Source organism: Bacteroidota bacterium (assembly GCA_037133915.1).
In the GTDB taxonomy this organism is placed as follows: domain Bacteria; phylum Bacteroidota; class Bacteroidia; order Bacteroidales; family CAIWKO01; genus JBAXND01.
The window spans coordinates 1-22482 of the sequence record JBAXND010000025.1; the positions used below are offsets into that span (position 1 = coordinate 1).

General features: G+C 42.6%; 13 protein-coding genes. 6 read left to right on the forward strand and 7 right to left on the reverse strand.

Translation table 11 applies throughout. The features are described 5' to 3' along the window. A partial coding sequence (locus WCM76_09805; GenBank protein ID MEI6765924.1) for a choice-of-anchor L domain-containing protein occupies nt 1-1813 on the reverse strand: 1813 nt, incomplete at its 3' end. 487 nt (nt 1814-2300) lie between these two features. On the opposite strand from WCM76_09805, the gene WCM76_09810 reads away from it, so the two are divergent. The 4 genes from WCM76_09810 to fdhF are packed head-to-tail and all read left to right on the forward strand — an operon-like array spanning nt 2301 to nt 7322. Continuing rightward, nucleotides 2301-2885 carry a molybdenum cofactor guanylyltransferase gene (locus WCM76_09810; protein MEI6765925.1) on the forward strand — a complete coding sequence of 195 codons (585 nt, stop codon included), beginning with the start codon at nt 2301-2303 and terminating at the stop codon, nt 2883-2885. Between the two features lie 3 nt (nt 2886-2888). Then, nucleotides 2889-3341: an NAD(P)H-dependent oxidoreductase subunit E gene (locus WCM76_09815; protein MEI6765926.1), complete on the forward strand. Its 453-nt coding sequence runs from the start codon at nt 2889-2891 to the stop codon at nt 3339-3341. After that, the gene (locus tag WCM76_09820) at nt 3338-4582 is read left to right on the forward strand and encodes an NADH-ubiquinone oxidoreductase-F iron-sulfur binding region domain-containing protein (GenBank protein MEI6765927.1); all 1245 of its coding nucleotides are present in this window, start codon (nt 3338-3340) and stop codon (nt 4580-4582) included. Before WCM76_09815 ends, WCM76_09820 begins: the two co-directional genes overlap by 4 nt. A 16-nt stretch (nt 4583-4598) precedes the next feature. Beyond that, nucleotides 4599-7322: a formate dehydrogenase subunit alpha gene (gene fdhF / locus WCM76_09825; protein MEI6765928.1), complete on the forward strand. Its 2724-nt coding sequence runs from the start codon at nt 4599-4601 to the stop codon at nt 7320-7322. A gap of 7 nt (nt 7323-7329) precedes the next feature. Here fdhF and WCM76_09830 read toward each other — a convergent pair whose 3' ends face one another. From WCM76_09830 to WCM76_09855, 6 genes are all read right to left on the reverse strand, one after another. Further along, nucleotides 7330-7629 carry a hypothetical protein gene (locus WCM76_09830; protein ID MEI6765929.1) on the reverse strand — a complete coding sequence of 100 codons (300 nt, stop codon included), beginning with the start codon at nt 7627-7629 and terminating at the stop codon, nt 7330-7332. A gap of 322 nt (nt 7630-7951) precedes the next feature. Next, on the reverse strand, nt 7952-8953 hold the full coding sequence (locus WCM76_09835; protein MEI6765930.1) for a hypothetical protein: 1002 nt from the start codon (nt 8951-8953) through the stop codon (nt 7952-7954). Between the two features lie 119 nt (nt 8954-9072). Beyond that, a complete protein-coding gene (gene amrS / locus WCM76_09840) occupies nt 9073-10233 on the reverse strand; it encodes an AmmeMemoRadiSam system radical SAM enzyme (GenBank protein MEI6765931.1) in 1161 nt (386 codons plus the stop codon). 14 nt (nt 10234-10247) lie between these two features. Beyond that, nucleotides 10248-10865 carry a hypothetical protein gene (locus tag WCM76_09845; protein ID MEI6765932.1) on the reverse strand — a complete coding sequence of 206 codons (618 nt, stop codon included), beginning with the start codon at nt 10863-10865 and terminating at the stop codon, nt 10248-10250. 33 nt (nt 10866-10898) lie between these two features. Next, nucleotides 10899-16481, reverse strand: a complete 5583-nt coding sequence (locus WCM76_09850; GenBank protein MEI6765933.1) for an FG-GAP-like repeat-containing protein — start codon at nt 16479-16481, stop codon at nt 10899-10901. 135 nt (nt 16482-16616) lie between these two features. Then, nucleotides 16617-17102 (reverse strand): hypothetical protein, encoded by a 486-nt coding sequence (locus tag WCM76_09855; GenBank protein ID MEI6765934.1) that lies wholly within the window; start codon nt 17100-17102, stop codon nt 16617-16619. A 169-nt stretch (nt 17103-17271) separates the two neighbouring features. Here WCM76_09855 and WCM76_09860 point away from each other — a divergent pair, with 169 nt between their 5' ends. Both WCM76_09860 and WCM76_09865 read left to right on the forward strand, forming a co-directional pair. Further along, on the forward strand, nt 17272-18852 hold the full coding sequence (locus tag WCM76_09860) for a T9SS type A sorting domain-containing protein (protein ID MEI6765935.1): 1581 nt from the start codon (nt 17272-17274) through the stop codon (nt 18850-18852). A 4-nt stretch (nt 18853-18856) separates the two neighbouring features. Continuing rightward, on the forward strand, nt 18857-22441 hold the full coding sequence (locus WCM76_09865) for a CotH kinase family protein (protein ID MEI6765936.1): 3585 nt from the start codon (nt 18857-18859) through the stop codon (nt 22439-22441). Nucleotides 22442-22482: the final 41 nt, after the last annotated feature.

Below are 22482 nucleotides of genomic sequence, written 5' to 3' on the forward strand. Positions count from 1 at the left end.
CCTGAGCTGAACCAACAGCTGTTGCTGATAAAGCAGCAGGATTTGAAATTACAATCGGAGCCAATGAAGTAAATGTACATGCTTTCGAGTCTTTAACTACTAATGTGTAACTTCCGGCTGAAAGGCCATTGAACACATTTGATGACTGAGCAGCACCTCCGTTTAAAGAATATGTATAAGGTCCGGTTCCTCCGCTTGCTGATACAGTTATTGAAGCATCACTCCCATTGTGGCAGCTGACCTGTGATGAACCGCTTGCTGTTGCTGTAACTGCTGAAGGATTATTAATTGTTATTGAAGCGCTGCTTAATGCACAACTATTAGTATCCTTTACAGAAACTATATATGATCCGGCAGAAAGACTTGGGAAAACATTTGAAAGCTGATAAGGTCCACCATTTAATGAATATCGGTAGGGCAATGTGCCACCCGTAGCGGTTACGGTAATGACGCCATTATTAGCATTATTGCAACTGATATCAGTTGCAGCAGTAGTAAATGTAAAATGGTCGTGTAAAGTAAGAGTTTTGATAATCGTATTCTGATTACACGGACAGCCATTCCCAATTGATATCGTCAATGTTTCGGCGCCTTCGGCTATAGCATCAGAAATAATAGAATACGGTATTGTAACCGAGTTAACATTTGCCGGGATGGTTACTGAACCTGTCGGAAAAGTATAATCAGCAGCAGTTGACGAGCCTGAAAGCGTATAATTAATAGTAAGTGGTGTTGCATTACTTCCGCCATTACGAGCAAAAACAAAATTATAATTACAACCTTCATAAACATCATCGGTTGCATGATTGTTTAAATCAAAATTTGTCATCGTAACCGGATTGGAAGTAAAGCTCTTTCCTTCTATAAAAACACCGGAATCCCATTTTTTATCAGACACATCGGCGATTGCTAGCTTAATATGATAAGTCTGACATGGAGTAACTGTCCACCTGGCTGTTAAAACTACAGTATATCCGTCATATTCAATAGCTGTTCCGCCAGTATTATCAATATAATAGCTGGCATTTTTATCAGGGCACGTTGAAGGGTTGTGACTTGATTCAACCGTTTGATTCCATCCATTAATATGTATATTATTAATAGTAACGGCAGTAACATTATCCGGTAACAAAGCAATATTTTTTGCATTGTTGCTAAATCCTTGCCCACCGGCAATACCGGGACCGCTTAAAAGAAATGCGAACACATCATTAAATTTGCTGCATGCCCATTCGGGATATTCTTCTGAAGCGAAAACATATTTAAACTCCACGGTATTACTTGCAGGAATAAAATCAAATTCTAATACAGATGCATCCATTGTTGAATTTGCACCGGTAATAATATTTAAGTCGGCATCACCTGCAGTGCCAAGTTCAGTAGTCCGGTTTGTGTATGTGTTAGGACCTGCAGCATTGGTTACATTCCCGGTAGCCAGCAAAATACCGCTACTCAGAGGAAATCCGGAGCCGTTAGCACTAAATGAGCCCAAGGCCGCTTGGCTTCCGGTATAAACAACATTAGAAGCCTGCAAACAGCCTGATACCAAGACATTTTGGACAAGGGTTGTTGGCGTATAAGGGGTGCTTCCAATCGGTGTGACAGAGATTGCAGGAATTGCTTTCATTTGATTCTGCCCCTGTTGCGAGGATTTATCTGCATTACCGTTCGGACTATTAACCCTAATAGTATTGAAGATATCTCTACCGGTAACTGCTTCCACATTTGTCTGAACCGGAATCTGTGCGAACGACTGGAATATCGTCAAGAGACTAATGAAAGTCGCCAGAAAAAAGTATGTTATTGATTTCATGTTGGATAATTTTAAATTGATACTGCTAATAAATAATGCTTATTTGGAATGTTTCTAAATTGTAAATTTGAGCAAAAAAAAATCATGCCCGGCGTCCGGCCGTCATGAAATTGAACATCTCAATGCTAGTGACTTTATAATGTAAATTATGACGTATTAGATTATTCATCTTCCTATGCGTTTTTTATTTTTATTTAGACAAAATTAAGATAGTAATTACTTCCACACAAGAACTTTAACATATTTATTTTTTTCATCGCCGTATAGTTTTGTTTTATAGTCTGTTAGACACATACATTATATATTATTAATTGTAAATTTTCAAGTATATTTCTACGTTTTTTTGCTCTTATTTCCGAAAAACAATTCATCGTTTTTACCTTTTAAGCGAATATTCTTCATTTCAATATGTTTAATGCCGGCAGCTTGACAATTATCATTGCGGATTTTGGAGTATTTCTTCGTATTTTTATAGAAATTAGATTTCATGAATATCTCGGCAGCAATTCTTGCAGGCGGAAAAGGGTCACGCATGGGCAATATACGCAAGGAGTTTATTTCCTTTGAAGGAACAACTCTTTTGGGTCGTATGTTCGAAGTACTTAGGCCTGTATTTGCAGAAATACTGCTGGTTTCCAACGAGGACCAAAAACTCTATAATGGCTTTGGAATAGACAAGATAGTTCCGGATACCTTCCCCGGAAAGGGGCCGCTTGCCGGAATACATGCGGCATTGATAAACACCACCGGGTATGTTTTTATTTTTGCATGCGACCTTCCGAAGCTGGATATTGCATTCATCCTGCAACAGATTCGGCAATTGCATGCCGGACAGGATGCGCTCGTTCCCCGTCATAAAAATGGCATAGAACCACTCCACGCTATCTATAGTCAATCATGCGTTGAACCGGCAGCAAAAGTGCTGTCGCAAAATAACCACCCCGCAATTCGTGAAATGCTGGATTTGGTAAATACCAGATATTGGGACATTCCTAAAAACGATAGCTTTGCAAATATCAATTCCATCGATGACCTCACAAAATGGGAGCGCAGGATGATACCAAAACAATAACACATGCGAAAAACCGATGAAATTCTTCTGAAATATCCTAAAGATAAGCAATACCTTATTGCTATTCTTCATGAAATAAAAGAAGCCGAACCCGACAAATACATAAGTGAAAAAGCATTAGAGGCAGTTGCTCAATATTTAAAAATAAACAAAGGCGTTGTTTATGGTGTGGCAAGCTATTACAGTATGTTCTCGCTAAAACCGTCACAGCCGAATACGCTTAATATCTGCTGTTCGCCGGTTTGTGCACATGCAGGTGCCGATGAACTTTATGATGCAATAACTTCTGACAATAATTTAAAAAACAACATGGAGGTCGCTATTGGCAGATGCGAGTGTCTCGGACTTTGCGCTGAAGCGCCTGCAGCAGCATTAAATAATGAACCAATCGCTGGTCTCACGACCGATAACGTACATGAAAAAATTATTTCTGTTTTAAAAAGTGAAGGCGTATGATCAGTGAGACAAAGTTACTCACGGCAATCAACGGAACGATTGATCCGCTCAGCATCACAGACTACATCAACGCAGGTGGCTATACGGCACTTTCAAAGGCTTTGCACATGAAGCCCGAAGATATTATTGAAGAAATTAAAAAATCGGGATTGCGTGGCCGCGGAGGAGCAGGTTTTCCTACATGGATTAAGCTACAAGCCGTTCGAAATGCGACATCAGTAAAAAATAAATTCATTGTTTGCAACGCAGACGAAGGCGAACCCGGTACTTTCAAGGATAAAAAATTGATGGAGCAAAATCCTCATCAACTTATTGAAGGCATCATAATAGCGGCACTTGCCACAAATTCAAACAGAGGATTCATCTATGTGAGAGGCGAATACGGCGAATCTATCAACAAACTAAAAACAGCCATTAATCAGGCAACGCAACACGCTTTTCTCGGTCAAAGTATATCAGGAAGTTCATTCAATTTCAATCTGGAAGTGATGCCGGGGGCGGGTTCATACCTGTGCGGCGAAGAATTTACGTTGCTTGAATCACTTGAAGGAAAACGCGGAAACCCAAGAATTAAACCGCCCTTCCCTGCCGAAAAAGGTCTTTGGCAGGAACCCACGCTGGTAAATAATGTTGAAACACTTTCTAACCTTCCGCATATTATAAATAATGGTTCAGCATTTTTCGCTTCTATGGGAACTGAAAAATCGAAAGGAACAAAATTGGTTTGCCTTAGCGGAGATATCGTAAAACCGGGCGTTTATGAAGTTGAAATGGGCTGCACCTTAAACGAAATCATAATAGGACTCGGTGGTGGATTGAAAAATAATGAAGCGGTAAGTGCAGTATTGCTGGGCGGTGCTGCAGGAACATTTGCAAACGCTTCCCAGCTCGATGTTTTGTTGTGCTATGACAAACTGCTGGAGCAAAATCTAACCTTAGGGTCAGGAGCAATTATTGTTTTCGGTTCAACTGTTTCATTAGAAAAAATAATAGCGTCCATACTTCGGTTTTTCAAACATGAATCGTGCGGAAAGTGTGTCCCGTGCCGAATTGGCACGTACCATCTTTCGCGAGAATGGGAAAATTCTTTCGGTCAAACCAAAGAAGAAAAAAAACGGCTGCTAGAAGTTCTCACAACCAAAGCAAAACACATTGCTGCAACTTCTCTATGCCCATTGGGACAGTCGCCGGTACTGCCGCTTGCATCAGCACTCCGGAATGTTGCAGACCTACTTGTTTAAAATTAGAATTTCAAAAATGAAAACGGTAAAATTTACTATAGACGGAAAAATAATTGAAGCCGAAGAAGGGCAAAACCTTTTAACCGTTGCCCGTAAAAACGGTTTTGATATTCCGGGTTTGTGCTATCATCCGAGACTCAGCCCAACAGCCGCCTGCAGGCTTTGCTGTGTGAAAGTTGAGAATACCCGCGGTCTTGTAATGTCCTGCACACATGCAGTTAAAGAAGGCATGAATATTACCGCTTTTGATGCTGAACTCGAAGAATCGCGCCGCAACAACCTTGACATGCTTTTGTCAGAACATAATGAAGAAACAGACCACTCATTCTACGATGAGTTGCGCCCTCTAACAGAGCGATACGGTCTGTCGGATATAAAAAACAGGAAGTATGTATCCGTTTATGAAACCATCGATTTTCCGATAGATGCAACAAGTCCTGCACTCATGTATGATGCCGGTAAATGCATCAAATGCTTCAGATGCATCAAGGCATGTGATGAAATTCAGGGTAAGGAAGTACTTTCGATGGCTGACCGCGGCATTCATTCTTATGTAGTTGCCGGATTCAACAACTGGGGGGCATCAGAATGTGACGGCTGTGGTGAGTGTATCCAACTTTGCCCAACCGGCGCCATCGTAGAAAAGCCACATCGCGGCGAATTCAACATCAACAAAATCGATAAAAAAGTAAGAACAACCTGCCCTTACTGCGGTGTTGGGTGCCAACTTGAATTGTGGATCAGCGATGGTAAAATTGTACGTGCCACCGGAGTAGAAGGCGTAATGCCCAATGATGGCAGGCTTTGCGTAAAAGGCAGATTCGGATATGAATATATTCACAGTGGAGAACGACTCACTACTCCACTAATCCGCAGGAACGGGACATTTGAAAAAGCAAGCTGGGATGAAGCTCTTGCACTCATCGCAGAAAGGCTGAATACTATTAAGAATAATTATGGTAATGATGCATTGGCAGGATATGCATCGGCAAAAGCCACCAATGAAGACAATTATATCTTTCAAAAATTCATTCGAATTGCTTTTGGAACAAACAACGTAGATTATTGCACGCGGCTTTGCCACGCCTCTACCGTAACGGCGATGATAAAATCAATTGGCGATGGTGCTGGCAGCAACAGTATTCAGGATTTTGAAAGCGCCGATTGCCTTTTTGTAACAGGCAACAATATCATTGAAACCCATCCTGTAACTGCAACTTACATCAAACGCGGTGTAAAAAATGGTCAACGCATTATTATTGTTGACCCGAAAAAAACGCCGCTTGTCAAATACGCTGAACTGTGGTTGCAGCCGAAACTCGGCACAGACGTGGCATTGCTGAACGGAATCATTCGGGAGATTATAGTGCTCGGGCGCATCGATAAAACATTTATTGAGAACCGAGTTGACGGCGGTATGGAAGCATTCGACCTTCTTAAAGAATTGACAGAAAAATATACAGGCGCGTACACCGAAGAAATAACAGGCGTTTCAGCAGACAAAATAAAACTTGCAGCCGAAATTTATTCCTCAGCAAAAAATCCCATCATAGCCACAGGCATGGGAATGAGCCAGCAGGTAACGGGAACGCACAATGTTTTCAGTTTGATAAACATGATTCTTATCACCGGAAACATTGGCAGGGTTGGTGCAGGAATTAATCCACCCCGGGGACAAAACAACGTACAAGGCGCCACGGACGTGGGTTGCACACCAGCTTTTTATCCCGGTTATATCCCTATGCTGAATGAAGAAAACAGGAAACGTGTTGCTGCGCTGTGGAATATTTCGCCTGAAATGTTAAGTTCAAAGCCGGGTCTTACAACTGTTGAAATTGTGCAGGCGGCTCATAGTGGCGATTTGAAAGGACTATATATCATGGGAGAAAATCCGATGGTTTCTGATCCAAACCTCAACCACACAAAAGAAGGTTTTGAAAAACTTGATTTTATCGTCGTACAGGATATTTTCTTTACCGAAACCGCTGCACTTGCCGACGTCGTTTTACCTGCCGCGGCATTTGCCGAAAAGAGCGGAACCTTTGTAAGCAGCGACAGGCGGGTGTTGCGTGTGCGAAAGGCCGTTGATGCGCCTGGAGAAGCACGTCAGGACTGGAAAATAATTTCAGAGGTTGCGAGCCGCATGGGAATTAGTATCGGCAGTTATAAAAATGAATCGGAAATTTTTGATGAAATTGGTAAAGCGGCACCGATATTCGGCGGCATCAGTTATGAACGGCTGGAACATGAAGAACTGCAATGGCCTTGTCCCGATAAGGAACATCCGGGAACACCCACACTGTATCTTGATGGGTTTAACACCGAAAGCGGAAAAGCCAAATTATTCCCTGTAGACTATCATGAGCAAAACGAGCGCACATCCGAACGCTTTCCGTTTATGCTGAATACAGGTCGTATATTGTATCAATATCACACTTCAACGATGTCGCGAAAAGCGGAGGTGTTGAGGGCATTTGCGAATGAATCATATGTGTTAATGAATTCATCAGATGCGCTGAAGCGAGGATTTACAGATGGTGAATTGCTCGCAATTTATAACGGGCGGGGAGAAATTAATGTTAAGCTGAAGGTAAGTAATGATGTGCTTGAAGGCGAATTATTTATGCCCTTCCATTTTCCCGAAGCACCGGTAAATGCTTTAACGCGAGATGAACTTGATGCCTTCTCTAAAATTGCACCGTTTAAATTATCGGCAGTAGGTGTAAAAAAGGCAGTATAAAATGCGCTTACAAAAAGTTAAGCCAGCGGCTGAAATCCTGTTCGGTTCTGACAGCTTCGCGCCTGCTTCGTATTTCGGGCATTTTCTTTTTCTGAATAACAGCCCAATAGGTCATGTTGCTGCTTTTATCGGTAACCATAAAAGATAGCTGATCATCCGTATTTACCGGGAGTCTGTTAAGCGGCATAAAAACGATTCGACATCGTAAGTATTTTCTTATTTCCTTTCTCCAGGTTCCTTTGAGCACCTCGAAACGCTCTTCGCAATTTAAACTGTCGAGGTATTTAATGATAATCATGTCATCCATAATCGCACATTTAGTATTGTAGTTAGTTCAGGAGTTTTAAAAGCCCGGATCATTTTTTCGGTTCATAACTCCGATCCATGATCCGGGAGCCTTTATTTTCTGAAGTCAATACAAAGGTGCGACAGAACGAATGCCTGATTCAAGGGTTAAAAAATAGTATTTCGCCTACCGAAACGGAGGGTTCATGGCAGGTTATTTGACTTATGCCGACGAGCATAATACTTCATATATTTGGTCGGAATGCTTGACAAATAATGAATTAGAGTTGTATTGATTTTGATGCGTCAATCAGAGATTCTGATAATTTTTTCGCAAAGAGCAATTATTCAGATTCCAAAATTCGTGTGTACATCCGGGAGGTTCCGGGAAAAAGGAGGAACATTGCGGCCATGAATTTACGTTCATCGGCAGCGCGGGTTGATTCACCGTTGAGATCATCTATATTCAAGGCTTTACTAAGGCTGACGCACAAATTCTCTTTTTGAAGTTGAAACTCAATTTTATCCATTTTCCGGCATTCATTAATAACGACTTCAGCGTTTTTGATACGTTTATCGATATCTTTTTTCTTTATTCCCGGCAGTTTTGCTTTTACGATATCTTCGAGCGGAATGATAAAAAGATCTTTATATTCCAGCCATTTTTTATCTGAAAGTTCCCGAATACTTTTAAAATATTCAATCCATTCGCTGGTAACAAATGACTGACCAATAATACCCGGATCGCCGGCGTTCTGAGCAGGAATCAGGCAACATCTAAAACTTGCGAAAACGAATCTTTGTTCATTATTCAAAATGCTGTCAACGGCTTCTTTCAGCTCCCAGATTAATGAAGTTCCTTCCTCTCCAAAAAGGCCTTGTACATGAGCCAGATCAATATCTTTGCGGTAGACAGCAGTAATTGGTTTTGTATCTTTTTGAGCAATACTGCCTTTCGGGAAAAACGCAGGAGGTGCGTGACACTCCAGACAGCCCTCGCCGTGATAGGCAGGATTAGCGGCAGCAAGCAGCGTTCGTTTAATAAGATCGGCTTCCTGCACCCTCATTTCATTTACAGCATTTTTCAATGAATCGCTCACCGGCTGCTGTTTCAATAAAACATCAATCAGCATAAAGTAGGTCGAGCTGATTTTTAAAACCTCATCTGAGTAAATTGTATTTGATAACGGGATATCGAGATTCAGCGAATCAACTTTCAACGAAAGGTTTCTAAGACTCCAAGCCTGTTCTTTGGTCAGGAACAATCCATTTACCAGATTAATCGATGATGTCCGCATAACCAGATAATTCAGACCATCAAGTTGCTCATGCCAAGTTCCGGACATAATTTCAGCACCGGATTTTTTGCCGGCATCTGAACTATAAATAAAAAGAAATGCCGCAACACTAAAAATTATTATTGCGAAGAATATTTTCCTAAAAAACATGAGACGATTATTAGTAGTTAACTCCAGACACCATTGATGGGTTCATTACAAAAACCACACTTCCCATTTTTCATATTGTTTGAAATGTTGGTATATCCATTTCGCTCAATGAGAACTTTTTTACATTTTGGGCAATACGTATCGTCTGACTTTGTGCCGGGCACATTTCCAATGTAAACAAATTCGATTCCTGCGTTTATAGCGATATCGCGTGCTTTTTCAAGCGTTTCAACGGGTGTAACGGGCAATTGTGTGAGCTTGTAGGCAGGCATAAAACGGTTGAAATGCAGTGGGAACTTCCCTAAACCTGAATTGTAAAGCCAGTCACACATTTTTTTTATCATATCCATATCGTCCGTCCACGTAGGGATAACGAGGTTGGTAATTTCCAGCCAGACACCTTCTTCCTTAAAAACATTTAGATTCCGTTTAATTGTATTCAATGATCCGCCGTTCAATTTCCGGTAGGTTTCATCACTAAAACTTTTCAGGTTGATGTTGGCAGCATCGAGGTGCTTACAGATGGCGCGAAGCGGAGTTTCATTGATATAACCATTTGAGATGAAAATATTTTTCAGCCCTTTTTCATGTGCCAGTTTTGCGGTATCAAAAACATACTCGTAGAAGACAACCGGTTCAGAATAAGTATATCCGATACTGGTACATTTATTTTTAAGTGCGTACGCCACAACATCACCGGGCATCAAATCGTAATTTTCTGTTTCAAATGGTGAAACCTGTGATATTTGCCAGTTCTGGCAGTTAAGGCAATTGAAATTACAACCGGCTGTGGCCAGTGAAAACACAGTCGTTTGTGGCAGAAAATGATACAGTGGTTTTTTTTCTACCGGATCGGTATTGATAGAACAGGGATTTCCGTAGTTAATCGCATACAAGGCATCATCGAAAATAACACGTGTTTTGCAAATGCCGGTTCCTTTTTCAGGTATTATACAGGCATTGGGGCACAGGCCGCACATGATGCCTTTATCCGTTTTACTAAAATATGCAGCCTGTTTATGCCATTTCCAGATATCAATGGGTTTGTTCATAATTTGATTCTGCTTATTAAGAATGGTGCCGAAAACATCAAAATCGGAAATTCCCAATGCGGCAACACCTGCTCCAATTGCGCATCGCCGAATAAATTCCCGTTTCGAAATCGTTGATTTTTTCATTGTAAGCGAGTGTTCTAATCAACAAATTTATTGTCTTTCCAGTTACCCGAAACTACCTTTCCCGATGCATAGGTAAAGGTTCCTTTGCCATTGAATTTACCGGCTTTCCATTCGCCTTCGTATTTACTGCCATTGGCAAATAGAATGGTACCCTGACCTTCCTTCAAACTATTTTTCCAGTTGCCGTCGTATTTCTCGCCGTCTTTTGCAATGAAAACGCCATGCCCGTTCAACTTATTGTTTTTCCATTCGCCCGTAACTACAGCCCCGGCAAATTCACCGGATGCATAGGTATAGGTTCCCTGTCCGCACAATTTATTATTTACGAAATCGCCTGTATAATTATCGCCGTTTGCATACACAAACACCCCTTTTCCGGTCAGAGTGTTATCTTTAAAATCACCCGTATATTCACAGCCCTTCCATGCGCCGGAATTATATGTAAAAGTGCCCTTGCCATTGAGTTTCATATTTTTAAATTCGCCAACATATTTGTTGCCGTTTGAATAGGCGTAAGTGCCGGTTCCATTCTTACAGTCACCGTCAATACATCCGGTCTGCGCCAATAATGCAGTAACTGAAAGTAATACAAAGGAAGCTGTTGCGAAAACAATATTAAGAATACGTTTCATTGATTTAATTTCAAGTGAATAATTACAGTTTGATTATTGTTTTATCAGTAACATGGGTTTAGAAAATTCTCTGCCGGATACAATCATAACATACGTACCCGATGTCAAATCATCAATCAGAATTCTATTTTTATTTCCGATAAGCAGCGATTTTTTTACAATTCTGCCCAACGCATCAAATATCAGCAATTCCTGCGTTTCGAAGCCATTGCTGACTTCAACAAAAATTTCATCTTCAGCAGGATTAGGATAAAATACAATTTCCCCTTTGAATAAATTCTCACTTACAAAAGTGCAAGGGTCAAAAGTAATAAGTATAGAGTCGGAATTTGAGCAAACCGAATCAAGCGCTGTTAAGTAAATCAGGGCCGGACCAATTCCAAAACCTGTGGAATCGATAGTAACCTGATTCAATATTTCTCCCGTTGACCATGCATATGAATCATAACCGGCCGGCGTCGTTAAAGTGATATTTTGACCTGCACACAATGTAGTATCATTTCCCAGATGTATAACCGGAAGCACAACAACATTCAGGTTATTCACGACACTCTGAACTGTATCGCAAAGATTGCTTACTCTGCAGTAATACACACCGGCATCACCACTTGTTATCGGTGCAATATTCAGCGTATCCGAAGTAGCGCCCGCAATTTGCCCGCCGGGACCATACCACTGATACACGGGTAAAGGTGACCCACCGGCAGTAACAAAGAATGCAACTCTACTGCCCGTACATCGTGAAGAATCTGCAGATTGTGACAATACCTGCGGCAGCGCATGAAGTGTAAGTGAAGCATTATTACTGTTGACCGAATTACAGGTACTTGAAACCACACAATAATAATTTCCGGCATCACCTGAAGATACATTGTTCAAAGTTAATGTACTTGAATTTGATCCGGAAAGTATTCCTGACGGTCCATACCATTGATAACCGGGGGCAGGATTACCTGTAGCAGTAACGGTATATACAGCCTGTGTTCCAGGACACCGGACTACACTCACCGGCTGCCCCGCAATTTGAGCAATAGTTCCGTTTACCGAAAGAGTACCTGCAGTGCTGTATGTTGAAGGCGGACAGGCATTGCTCACCACACACCGATACTTATAATTGAACATTCCAACTGTTGCTCCGGTAATATTCATGGTGGCCAGAGTCATTCCTGAATACAATGAATTATTCGCCTGATTTGCCCATGTAGAGCCACCGTTGATGCTGAGCTGCCATTGATAGTTAAACGGTGCAGAGCCACCGGCAACCACGCTGAATGATGTATTACCGCCTGCACATGCATTTGAGCCCGAAGGATTTGTTGTAATCGTTGCGGAAGTATTTACGGCTAATAATGCATTTGATGAAACGGCAGGTGGAGCGCAGCTACCTGTTACTACGCAGTGATAGAGGTAATTATTCATTCCGCTTGTGGCAGTAGTTAAGGCCATAGCGGCAGTTGTCATTCCGCTGTAGCCGCTGCCATTGCCTTGATTCGCCCAGGTACTACCGCCATTTGTACTTATTTGCCATTGATAGCTGATACCGGTTCCGGTTGCATTGACAGAAAAAGCAGCCCCGTAGCCGTTACAAACAGACGCATCAAGAGGCTGAACCGTGATATTCGGTTTTAGATTCACTGTTAAAATAACGCCTGTCGAAGTTGCTGTCGGCGCACACGTCCCGCTTAAAAAACAACGATATTGGTACGCGTTCATACCGGCGGTTGCAGTGGTGATTGTCATCGTTGATGACGTCATACCACTGTACACTCCGCCATTGGCCTGGTTATTCCATACAGTTCCGCCGTTGGTACTCAGTTGCCACTGATATGAAACCCCGGTTCCTCCGGAAGTAACACTGAACGAAACATTCGCACCTTCGCATATAGTACTTGCTGTCGGATTATGAACAACCACCGGTGCAACGCATTTATATCGTACATTCCCGTTCCATTTTTCATCCGAAGCAGCGCCCATGGTAAACCATTTCCCATAAAGCTCGCCATACACAGCAGTTGCGGGGTTGTATAGTGTGCGTGCCCGCCAGTGATACAGTTTGTTATCAGGGAGAATTTTTTCCGCATAGACATTTACGCCCGAAGGACCTGCCGCCGTGGTCCATGCGGCGGAAGAGCCGCTGAGTGCAGGAGCTGAAAAAGTAGTTCCCGGAATAGATAGCTGGTATATTAATTTAACCTTACTGTTAAACACTGCGTTTTCTTTATGCGAAATACGAAGTTGGGATGTTGAAAGCAAGTTCCCGTTTTGGATTTCATGGAATCCGCCTGCATCGTATTGAGATGTCGCTCGGCTAATTGCTTTTGCATTATTTCCGTAGAAAACAACGGCCAACCCTTCATCGGTTTGTCCGTTATCATAAGCATAAGAACCAATGATTACATCGCTGTAGCCATCGCCGTTTACATCACCTGCACCTGAAACGCAATATCCATAATAGGCATTTGCCTGATTAGATTCCAGTGTGTCGGGTGTTGCACCATAACCGGTAGCTGAACCGTAGAAAATATAAACACGGCCTTCATTGGTCTGACCGTTCGTATAACTTGGTGAACCTGCAATAAGGTCGCTGTAGCCGTCGCCATTGATATCTCCGGCTGAAGCAGCGCTGGTACCCAGGTACGCACCAAATTTATTATTCTCGAAATACCAACTTTCCGTTGCAGGCAATCCGGTTGAAGATCCATAGAATAGGCTTACACGTCCTTCATCGGTCTGACCTCCATCATAAGCTTTTGATGCAATGATTACGTCGGCATATCCGTCGCCGTTCACATCGCCGGCGGATGCCACACAACTGGCCCAACCCATGTTCTGAAAATTAGGTTCGGTAGTCCAGGCAGCAGTTGATGATAATCCGGTAGAAGATCCGTAATAGAGATAGGCGCGTCCTTCATTGGTGCTGCCATTTGACAAACCCGGTGCGCCAACAAGAACATCAGAGTATCCATCTCCATTTACATCTCCGGCAGAAGAAACGCTCAGACCATATTGAGCCGCGGCGATATTGCTTTCCGTTGTCCAGTTTTCTGTGACAGACGGACCAGAAGGAGAACCATGATACACGAACACTTTGCCTTCATCAGTTTGTCCATTATCATAAAGATAAGCACCAACAATCACATCACTGAAACCATCTCCGTTTACATCACCGGCGCCTGCAACGCTGTATCCGTATGATGCATTAACTTGTGTACCAATAACACTCCAGTCAGCAGAAGAAGAAAGACCGATTGCAGAACCAAAGTAAACATAGGCTGCACCGACAATATTAGAACCTGAGTTCATCCCATAAGCTCCGACAATAATATCGGAATATCCATCCCCATTTACATCGCCGGCATTGGCGGCACTATATCCATAATTTGCACCGCTTGCATTGCCCAGCCCGGTCCAGTTTGCAGTAACTGAAAGGCCGGTAGCAGAGCCGTAATAAACAAACACAGCACCTTCATTTGAAAAAGAAACGTCATAGTATGGCGCACCCACAAGTACATCGCTGTATCCATCACCGTTAATATCTCCGGCAGATGAAACGCACCAGCCAAAATATGCCGATGCCTGATTTGATTCATTCGTCCAGCTTGAAGTTGTTGCCAGCCCGGCAGCCGATCCATGAAAAACATAAACCCTGCCCTCATCTGTTTGCCCGTTGTCATACAGATACGAACCGACAATCACATCAGCATATCCATCGCCATTAACATCGCCTGCGCTGTTCAACGCAGCACCGAAATAGGCGGTTGCCTGATTTGCTTCGGCAGTCCAGTTTGCAGCGGCAGCAGGGCCGGTGGATGAACCGAAGAATAAAAATGCGCGGCCTTCGCCGGTCTCGCCATTGGTGAAACGGCTGGCGCCTATCAGAATATCCGAATAACCATCACCATTTACATCTGCGGCACATGCAACAGCGGCGCCAAGATAGGAACCTGCAGCATTGGCTTCATAAGTCCAGGAAGGAGAAGTTGAAAGACCTGTGGAAGAACCATTGTAGAGATATGCTTTTCCTTCATCGGTTTGCCCGTTATCATAAAGGTCGGCACCAACAATAACATCAGCATAGCCATCGCCATTCATATCGCCGGCAGTGTTAACAGAAATACCGTAATCGGCGTTTGCCTGATTACTTTCAGTCGACCATGCAGCGGTTGCAGCAAGTCCCGATGATGAGCCTAAATAAACAAAAGCGGCGCCCTCATTGGTTTGCCCGTTATCATACAAAGGTGAGCCAATAACAATATCCGAATAGCCATCACCATTCACATCGCCTGCACTGTTGACCGAATGTCCGAAATCTGCGGATGCCTGATTATTCTCACCGGTCCATGAAACGGTTGCAGATAATCCGGTTGATGAGCCATGAAAAACAAATACAACGCCTTCATCGGTTTGCCCGTTGTCAAACAAATCAGCGCCTACAATAACATCGCTGTAACCGTCTCCATTCACATCGCCTGCGCATGCAACCGCACTTCCAAGTGCAGCATTGATTTGGTTTGACTCGTAGGACCATGCAGGCACTGCAGACAGACCGGTTGATGAGCCTTGAAAGACAAGTGCTCTGCCTTCGTTGGCCTGTCCGTTTGAGTAGTGATACGCACCAACAATAACATCACTGTATCCATCGCCATTCACGTCGCCGGCAGTATTCACGGCATAACCAACGCCATCACCGGCATTGTTGCTTTCATACGTCCAGGCTGCCGTAGTTGACAAACCTGTAGCCGAGCCATGATATACAAAAGCGCGTCCTTCATCGGTTTGACCATTATCGTACAAAGGTGCGCCAATGATAACATCACCATAACCATCGCCATTTACATCGCCGGCAGCGCTGACTGCAAATCCGAAATAGGCAGTAGCCTGATCTGATTCTTTTTGCCAGTTAGCTGTAGTAGAAAGTGGGTCAACCGTTACAGGATAAACAGCATTGGCATCATCAACAATTATCTTCAATTCGTTTCCTTCAAGTACCATGCGGGCATCAAGAGTCCTTCCGTTTGCATCCCAGACAGCAAGTCCTTTGTACCATGCAACATTTTCTGTTGTTCCGAGGCGTGGGTGCTGCTGATAAAATAATAAATCGGATGAAGACTTAATCGCGGTCAGCAGATTACTTTCTATATTGATAGATAAGGTGAGTGGCTCATTTCCTGCAGGAATATTATTAATAATAAAATTCTGCCTCATACCCTCTTCACTATTTTCATAATGCATATCAAAGCCTGTATGCCTGACATCCAAAGAATTTAAATCAGAACAAAACTGTGGATCGGCAGATGGCCGGAGTGGTGCCCCACCTTTGCTGATTGTTTCCAAATTCATTGAAATACTCCATTCACCATGTGCCTCAGTTCTGGGTTTCATAAAAAAACCATTGTTCAAATAATTGATGCGGAGATTCTGATTACGGTTTGGGCTCGAAAAAAAGCCGTACGCGGCATCAAAACGAATATTATATTCTTCGACCCGTATATTCTGGAATGCAGACTGCTGCCATTTATCCGTGGAGGGTTCGCTTGTCTGAGCACCCAAATGATAAAAACTAAATGCAAAAACAGCCAGAACAGCAAGTAAACGCGACAAGAAACACTTTTCCATATTCAGCATAATTATGTTTTTATGACAAAACCACATTTCTTATCTATTGCCAAAACAAGAAATGACATAATGGTTCCGTATCACGAAGATAAAAAAAGTGGGCAGACCTGAGAAGAAAAAACTGCTGATGGCAGCTTACATTTTCTGAGCGCGTTCAAGAGCTTCGCCCTCAAGCTTGCGTGCTTTGTCTGATGTAGGAAAATCAAATATCTCCTTTTGAATGGATTTAGGAAAGAGTCTTTTGACATCCGTGGTATAATTATCACCATCGCCGGGAGCAATATGGCCCAAAATCCTTAGTTTACCGGAAGTCATATCAACATACAATAACAGCGGTACAGACCAACCGGCGCCCGATTCTAACTTATCATCCTTTTTGTAGTATTCCTGCATATAAGCCCATATACAAATAGTTCCCGCATCAGTATGAAAAACCTTATGCGCACTAAAAACCTTTCCGCCAAATTCGGGTTTCACCAATTTATTATCCAGATAATTTTGAATTACAGCAGAATCAGCTACAATAATTGATTCAACTTTTTTATTTCCACAGGAAGTTGCAATAAATAAAATTATTGCAATAAGGAAGACCGAAAAATAACAATTGTAATGTTTTTCCATAGAACATGTTTTGGTTAAAGCAAATATAATTCAGAAAATGTCAAAATGCAACATAAGTCTCTTTTTTTCAACATAAATTAAACAATGACCACACACCTCAGAGGCATCAATCACATTTTGTTTCACAAATAATTGTAGATTTATACCTTCAAAAACAAATTAATTGCGGATGTATCGAAAACTAATTCTGTTTCTGATTGTTTATGCTGTCAACCCCTCGTTCGGTCAGATTATAATTAACAGCAATAACTTTCCGGTGGGTGGACTAAAAATCAACCGCGGATATTCACTTGCGACCTCAACTGCTTTGGGAAGCCCCGGCAGTAATCAGTTTTATGATTTCTCGAGTATCATACCGGTTTTCCACGATACTATAAAATATTATCAGGCATCACAAACACCCTGGGCAGCGTTTCATCCGGGAGCAACCATAGCATCTGCCATTTCCGGTAACGGACTCACCACGGTAGATTATTTTTCGGCCAGCAGCACAGCATTCAGAAGAACCGGACAAACACTTATCGGCAATTTTGGCGGCGGATTGGATACTGTACATGCCAATTATATCCCTGATGACACCTTGCTTTCCAGTAATTATACGTATGGAAACATTGAAAACACACGTGCAAAAGCAACGTACATCAACTTTTTGTCGACGGCCAACCTGGAGAGAACAATAATCAGAAGCAGTTTCTTTGATGGCTGGGGTTCATTACAAACTCCTTTGAATTACTACGGCGATGTGCTTAGAATGAAGGGCGGCGAAATTAATTACGACACTGCATTTTACTTCGGAACACCTATATATACGGCTGCCGACACCCAATATTATTATAAGTATTATGCAAAAGATATCAGGCATCCGGTGGTAGTGGCACATACCGACAAGAATTTCAACCTTCAGTATCTGGAGTACATCTTCTCGCCTCCGGTTATTGCCGGTTGCATGGATACTATGGCGCAGAATTATAACCCACTGGCGAATACACCCGATGGAAGTTGTGTTTATTGTAATGTTGCGTTTACCATTACTTCTGATACAACCATATGTAAAGGCAACACAATAAATCTAACTGTAACCGGCGGGAACAGCTATATGTGGCAGGATGGCTCGACATCTTCAACATTATCAATAACACCGGAACACAGCAGTAATTACAGTGTTTATGTAAGCAACTCATCCGACTGCCACGCACTTGCCAATGTATATGTTACCGTAGATGAGCCGGTAGATGCGGCATTCTGGACATCTCACGACACCTATTATGAAGGTGAAGTCGTGCAATTTGTAAACCTGAGCACTCAAGCCTCGCAGTACTTATGGGATTTTGATGAACCACCTTCGGGTAGCAGCACACTGGAATATCCGCTGTACACCTACGTTTCATCGGGGTTAAAAAATATTGTACTGATTGCATCTAACAGCTGTTATGCAGACACAAGCAGCGCACAGATTACAATTCTGGAACCCTCATCACTGCCAAATTCAGCCATTGACGGCAGTTTTAGCATTTTCCCTAACCCCGGAAAGGAATATTTTAGTATTAGCGGAAAACTCAATGGTTGCGGTATCTATGAAATCATTGCAATTGATTTGCTGGGAAGAACGAGTGTTCTTGCCTCGTCGGCATATCATGACAGCAGGCTGAACAGCCTGGTAACAACAGAAAAACTTCCGGATGGGATATACCTCATTGAACTCAGGACTGCTGAACAGAATATCAGATTCAAATGGTTAAAAACGAAGTAATATCATGACCAAATTAATAAAACTAAAAATTTTCGTCACAGCCATTTTTTGCATAATAGTATTCAATTCAAAGGCACAGGTTGTAATCAATGAAATATCGCCGTCCAACGATTCGGTTGTGAAAGATGAAGACGGTGATTCACCCGACTGGATTGAACTATACAACAGTGGAAGCTCAGTAATCAATCTTGGCGGGTATCGTATCAGCGACAACATTGCACAGCCTGCCAAATGGGTATTTCCATCGGGAGTGAGCATTCAGCCATCCGGTTTTATATTGCTTTTTGCATCAGGCAAAGACCGTAAAAAATTCTTTCATCATTGGGAAACAGTTGTAAATGCTGACAATTTGTGGCATTACACCACACCCTTCACTGAACCGGATTCAAACTGGAGAATACTTCCCGGATTCAACGATGCTTTCTGGAATCAGGGTATTGGAGGTATTGGGTATGGCGATGGCGATGATAATACTATTCTTACTCCGCCTGTAACATCTGTTTATATGAGGCGCGTTTTCACAATAACCGATACTGCAGATATCGCATCGGCAGTGTTCAATATGGATTATGATGATGCCTTTGTTGCCTATATTAACGGAGTTGAAATCGCCCGTTCCAATATCGGAGTAAATGGGACTCCGGTACCCTTCAACACACCAGCACTGTCGGAGCATGAAGCAAAAATGTACACCGGCGGGGCAGCTGATCAGTTTTTTCTTGACGAAGCGTTTCTTAAATCCTTCCTTAGGAACGGCAACAATATACTTGCAATTCAGGTTCACAATGTCACTTCAGGATCGTCTGACATGACCTCACTTGCGTGGCTTTCATTAGGAATAAAAAGCGCGTCTTCCAATTATGGACCTGTTCCTGCCTGGTTCAACCTGAACAGTTCATCGCTGCATACAAATTTTAAACTGGCACAAAATGGAGGAACACTGATGTTGTCTAATCCATCGGGCACACTTCTCGACCAGTTCACCGTGGGACCTATTCATACAGACAATTCATATGGCCGCAAGCCTAACGGCACTTCCACCTATAATTATTTCAAAACACCGACGCCGAACGCATCAAACAACAATGTAGCCGGTTACAACGGATATACGGCAGATCCTGTATTTTCGCCTGATGGCGGATTTTTTCCATCAACACAAACGCTCACTCTTACAACAACGACACCCGGGGGAATTATCCGCTACACACTTGATGGCAGCGTCCCAACGAACGCATCACCACAATATTCAGTACCTCTAAGCATCGATTCCACAACTGTTGTAAGAGCACGAACCTTTCACCCGTCACTGCTTGAAGGCAATACTGTCACAAACACATTCTTCATTTCAGATTCATCTTCATCATCGCTTCCTGTTATTTCGCTGAGCTTCCCTCCTGCCCTATTCTTTGATACCGTTACAGGCATTTACGTAAAAGGCCCCAATGCAGAAGCAAACATTCCATTTTTTGGTTCAAATTTTTGGCAAGAACGCGAAGTGATGGTGCATATTGAATATTTTGATAAGCAGCGGCATTTAGGTTTTGAGCAGGATGCAGGACTTGAAATATATGGAAACTATTCTCGGTCGTATCCGCAAAAAAGCATGAAACTTGTGGCCCATGACGGCTATGGTAACGGCTCATTCAACTATCAGTTGTTCCCGTCGAAAGACATTCATTCATTCAAACAATTCATTTTAAGGAACGCAGGAACAGACTGGAATCAGGCGCACATGCGTGATGCGCTTTTACATACCCTTGCATTGAAACCTACAAACTGCGATGTAATGGCATATCAGCCCAGCGTAGTTTATTTAAATGGTAAATATTGGGGCGTATATAACATCCGAGAAAAGATTAACAAATATTATTTAGAAAATAATCATGGAGCAGACCCTGATTCTGTTGATTTGTTGCAGTACAACGGACTTGTGATGAATGGTTCAAACACACGGTTTATTCAGGATGGATCTTTTGTGGCCTTTAATGATATGAGTAATGCAGCCAATTTTGCAACTGCCGAAACGTTGTTTGATCTGGAGAATTTTGCCGATTATTTTGCAGTTGAAACATGGTCGGAAAACTGGGATTGGCTTACCAATAACGTGCGCTACTGGCGTGAAAATAAAGCAGGTAAAAAATGGCGTTACATCCTTTGGGATCTTGATAACGGATTGGGCGGGCAATACAGCTACGTTGCCAATTCATTAGATTCCAATATCCACAAGTCCTATGATTATACATCAATCCTATTCCACAGCCTGCTTAACAATACCGGCTACAAAAACTATTTCATTAACCGATATGCCGACCTTCTGAATACAACCTTCACTCCACAAAATTTCGTGACCATCCTGAACAGTTCGCGTGATACGGTTGACAGCGAAATGTACCGTCATTTCAGGCGTTGGGGAACAGGATTCAACAACCCGAACTGGGGACTGGCAGGTCACGGCGACTATAATACATGGAGAAATTATCACCTTCCGGAGATACTCACTTTTTGCCACAACAGGCAAATTACAGCACGCAATCACATTGAAGCAACCTTTCATCTAAAAAAACAGGTTCCCGTTACCTTGAATGTATATCCTCCAAATGCGGGGAAAATTATTTTAAATACTATAACAGTTGCAGACATGCCATGGGCAGGAATATATTTCGACAGCGTTCCTGTAAAGATTACCGCTGTTGCGAATCCCGGTTTCCAGTTTGGTTTCTGGCAATCAGGAATTATCTATTCATCCCCGCAAAATACTGCATCGCTGACCTTCAACCCTGATACTGCCGACGTATTTACAGCCTATTTCTATGGTTCACCTGATACCGCAAAAATAACCTTCAGTGAAATAAATTACCATGCATCTGACCTGGCTGATGACGCCGATTGGGTTGAACTTCATAATTACAGCGCATGGGATTTCGACCTGTCGGATTACCGTTTTAAAGACAGTCAGGACGAAAACTTTTTTGTTTTCCCGAAAGGAACCGTGCTGCACGGAGGCGAATATCTGGTACTTTGTCAGGATACAACAAAATTCAAAGCAATACACCCAGCAGTCACCAATTATATGGGACCCTGGAATTTCGGGCTCAGTTCTGCGGGTGAGAATATACGGTTGTTTGATAAAGACATGAATCTATACATCAGCGCGGACTACTCAGGAGGAAGTCCCTGGCCGACTTCACCCAACGGGCAGGGCCGTACACTTGAATTACTCTCACCCAACGGCAATCTCAACGACCCGTATAACTGGTTTGCAGGTTGTCCGGGAGGTTCGTCGGGCGGACCGTTTGTTCCATGCGATAACAGCGGCACTGACACACCCAATAATATTTCTGACGGCTATGTCGCAGTGTATCCAAATCCTGTGTCCGAAAATTTGTTTATTGAATTCAATCCGGAATTAATAACGTCATCCATCGTAACAATTGAACTTTTCGACCTTTCGGGAAGACCCGTTTTCAGGCAGAATCAACAAACACAGGAGCAATGCATTATTCAAAATACTTTTGCACCCGGAATGTATATCTACAAAATTTCTTCATCATCAGGTTATCATTGTGCAGGTAAAATAATTTTCGAATAAACGTTTCATATCAGACAGTCAGATATCAATAAATAACCCAG

What these genes read in the sequence shown, in the direction of transcription:
- WCM76_09820 (MEI6765927.1), top strand. Translation starts at nt 3,338, where the DNA reads ATGATCAGTGAGACAAAGTTACTCACGGCAATCAACGGAACGATTGAT.
- WCM76_09830 (MEI6765929.1), bottom strand. Translation starts at nt 7,629, where the DNA reads ATGGATGACATGATTATCATTAAATACCTCGACAGTTTAAATTGCGAA.
- WCM76_09810 (MEI6765925.1), top strand. Translation starts at nt 2,301, where the DNA reads ATGAATATCTCGGCAGCAATTCTTGCAGGCGGAAAAGGGTCACGCATG.
- WCM76_09815 (MEI6765926.1), top strand. Translation starts at nt 2,889, where the DNA reads ATGCGAAAAACCGATGAAATTCTTCTGAAATATCCTAAAGATAAGCAA.
- amrS (MEI6765931.1), bottom strand. Translation starts at nt 10,233, where the DNA reads ATGAAAAAATCAACGATTTCGAAACGGGAATTTATTCGGCGATGCGCA.
- WCM76_09860 (MEI6765935.1), top strand. Translation starts at nt 17,272, where the DNA reads ATGTATCGAAAACTAATTCTGTTTCTGATTGTTTATGCTGTCAACCCC.
- WCM76_09835 (MEI6765930.1), bottom strand. Translation starts at nt 8,953, where the DNA reads ATGTCCGGAACTTGGCATGAGCAACTTGATGGTCTGAATTATCTGGTT.
- WCM76_09850 (MEI6765933.1), bottom strand. Translation starts at nt 16,481, where the DNA reads ATGGAAAAGTGTTTCTTGTCGCGTTTACTTGCTGTTCTGGCTGTTTTT.
- WCM76_09855 (MEI6765934.1), bottom strand. Translation starts at nt 17,102, where the DNA reads ATGGAAAAACATTACAATTGTTATTTTTCGGTCTTCCTTATTGCAATA.
- WCM76_09845 (MEI6765932.1), bottom strand. Translation starts at nt 10,865, where the DNA reads ATGAAACGTATTCTTAATATTGTTTTCGCAACAGCTTCCTTTGTATTA.
- WCM76_09865 (MEI6765936.1), top strand. Translation starts at nt 18,857, where the DNA reads ATGACCAAATTAATAAAACTAAAAATTTTCGTCACAGCCATTTTTTGC.
- fdhF (MEI6765928.1), top strand. Translation starts at nt 4,599, where the DNA reads ATGAAAACGGTAAAATTTACTATAGACGGAAAAATAATTGAAGCCGAA.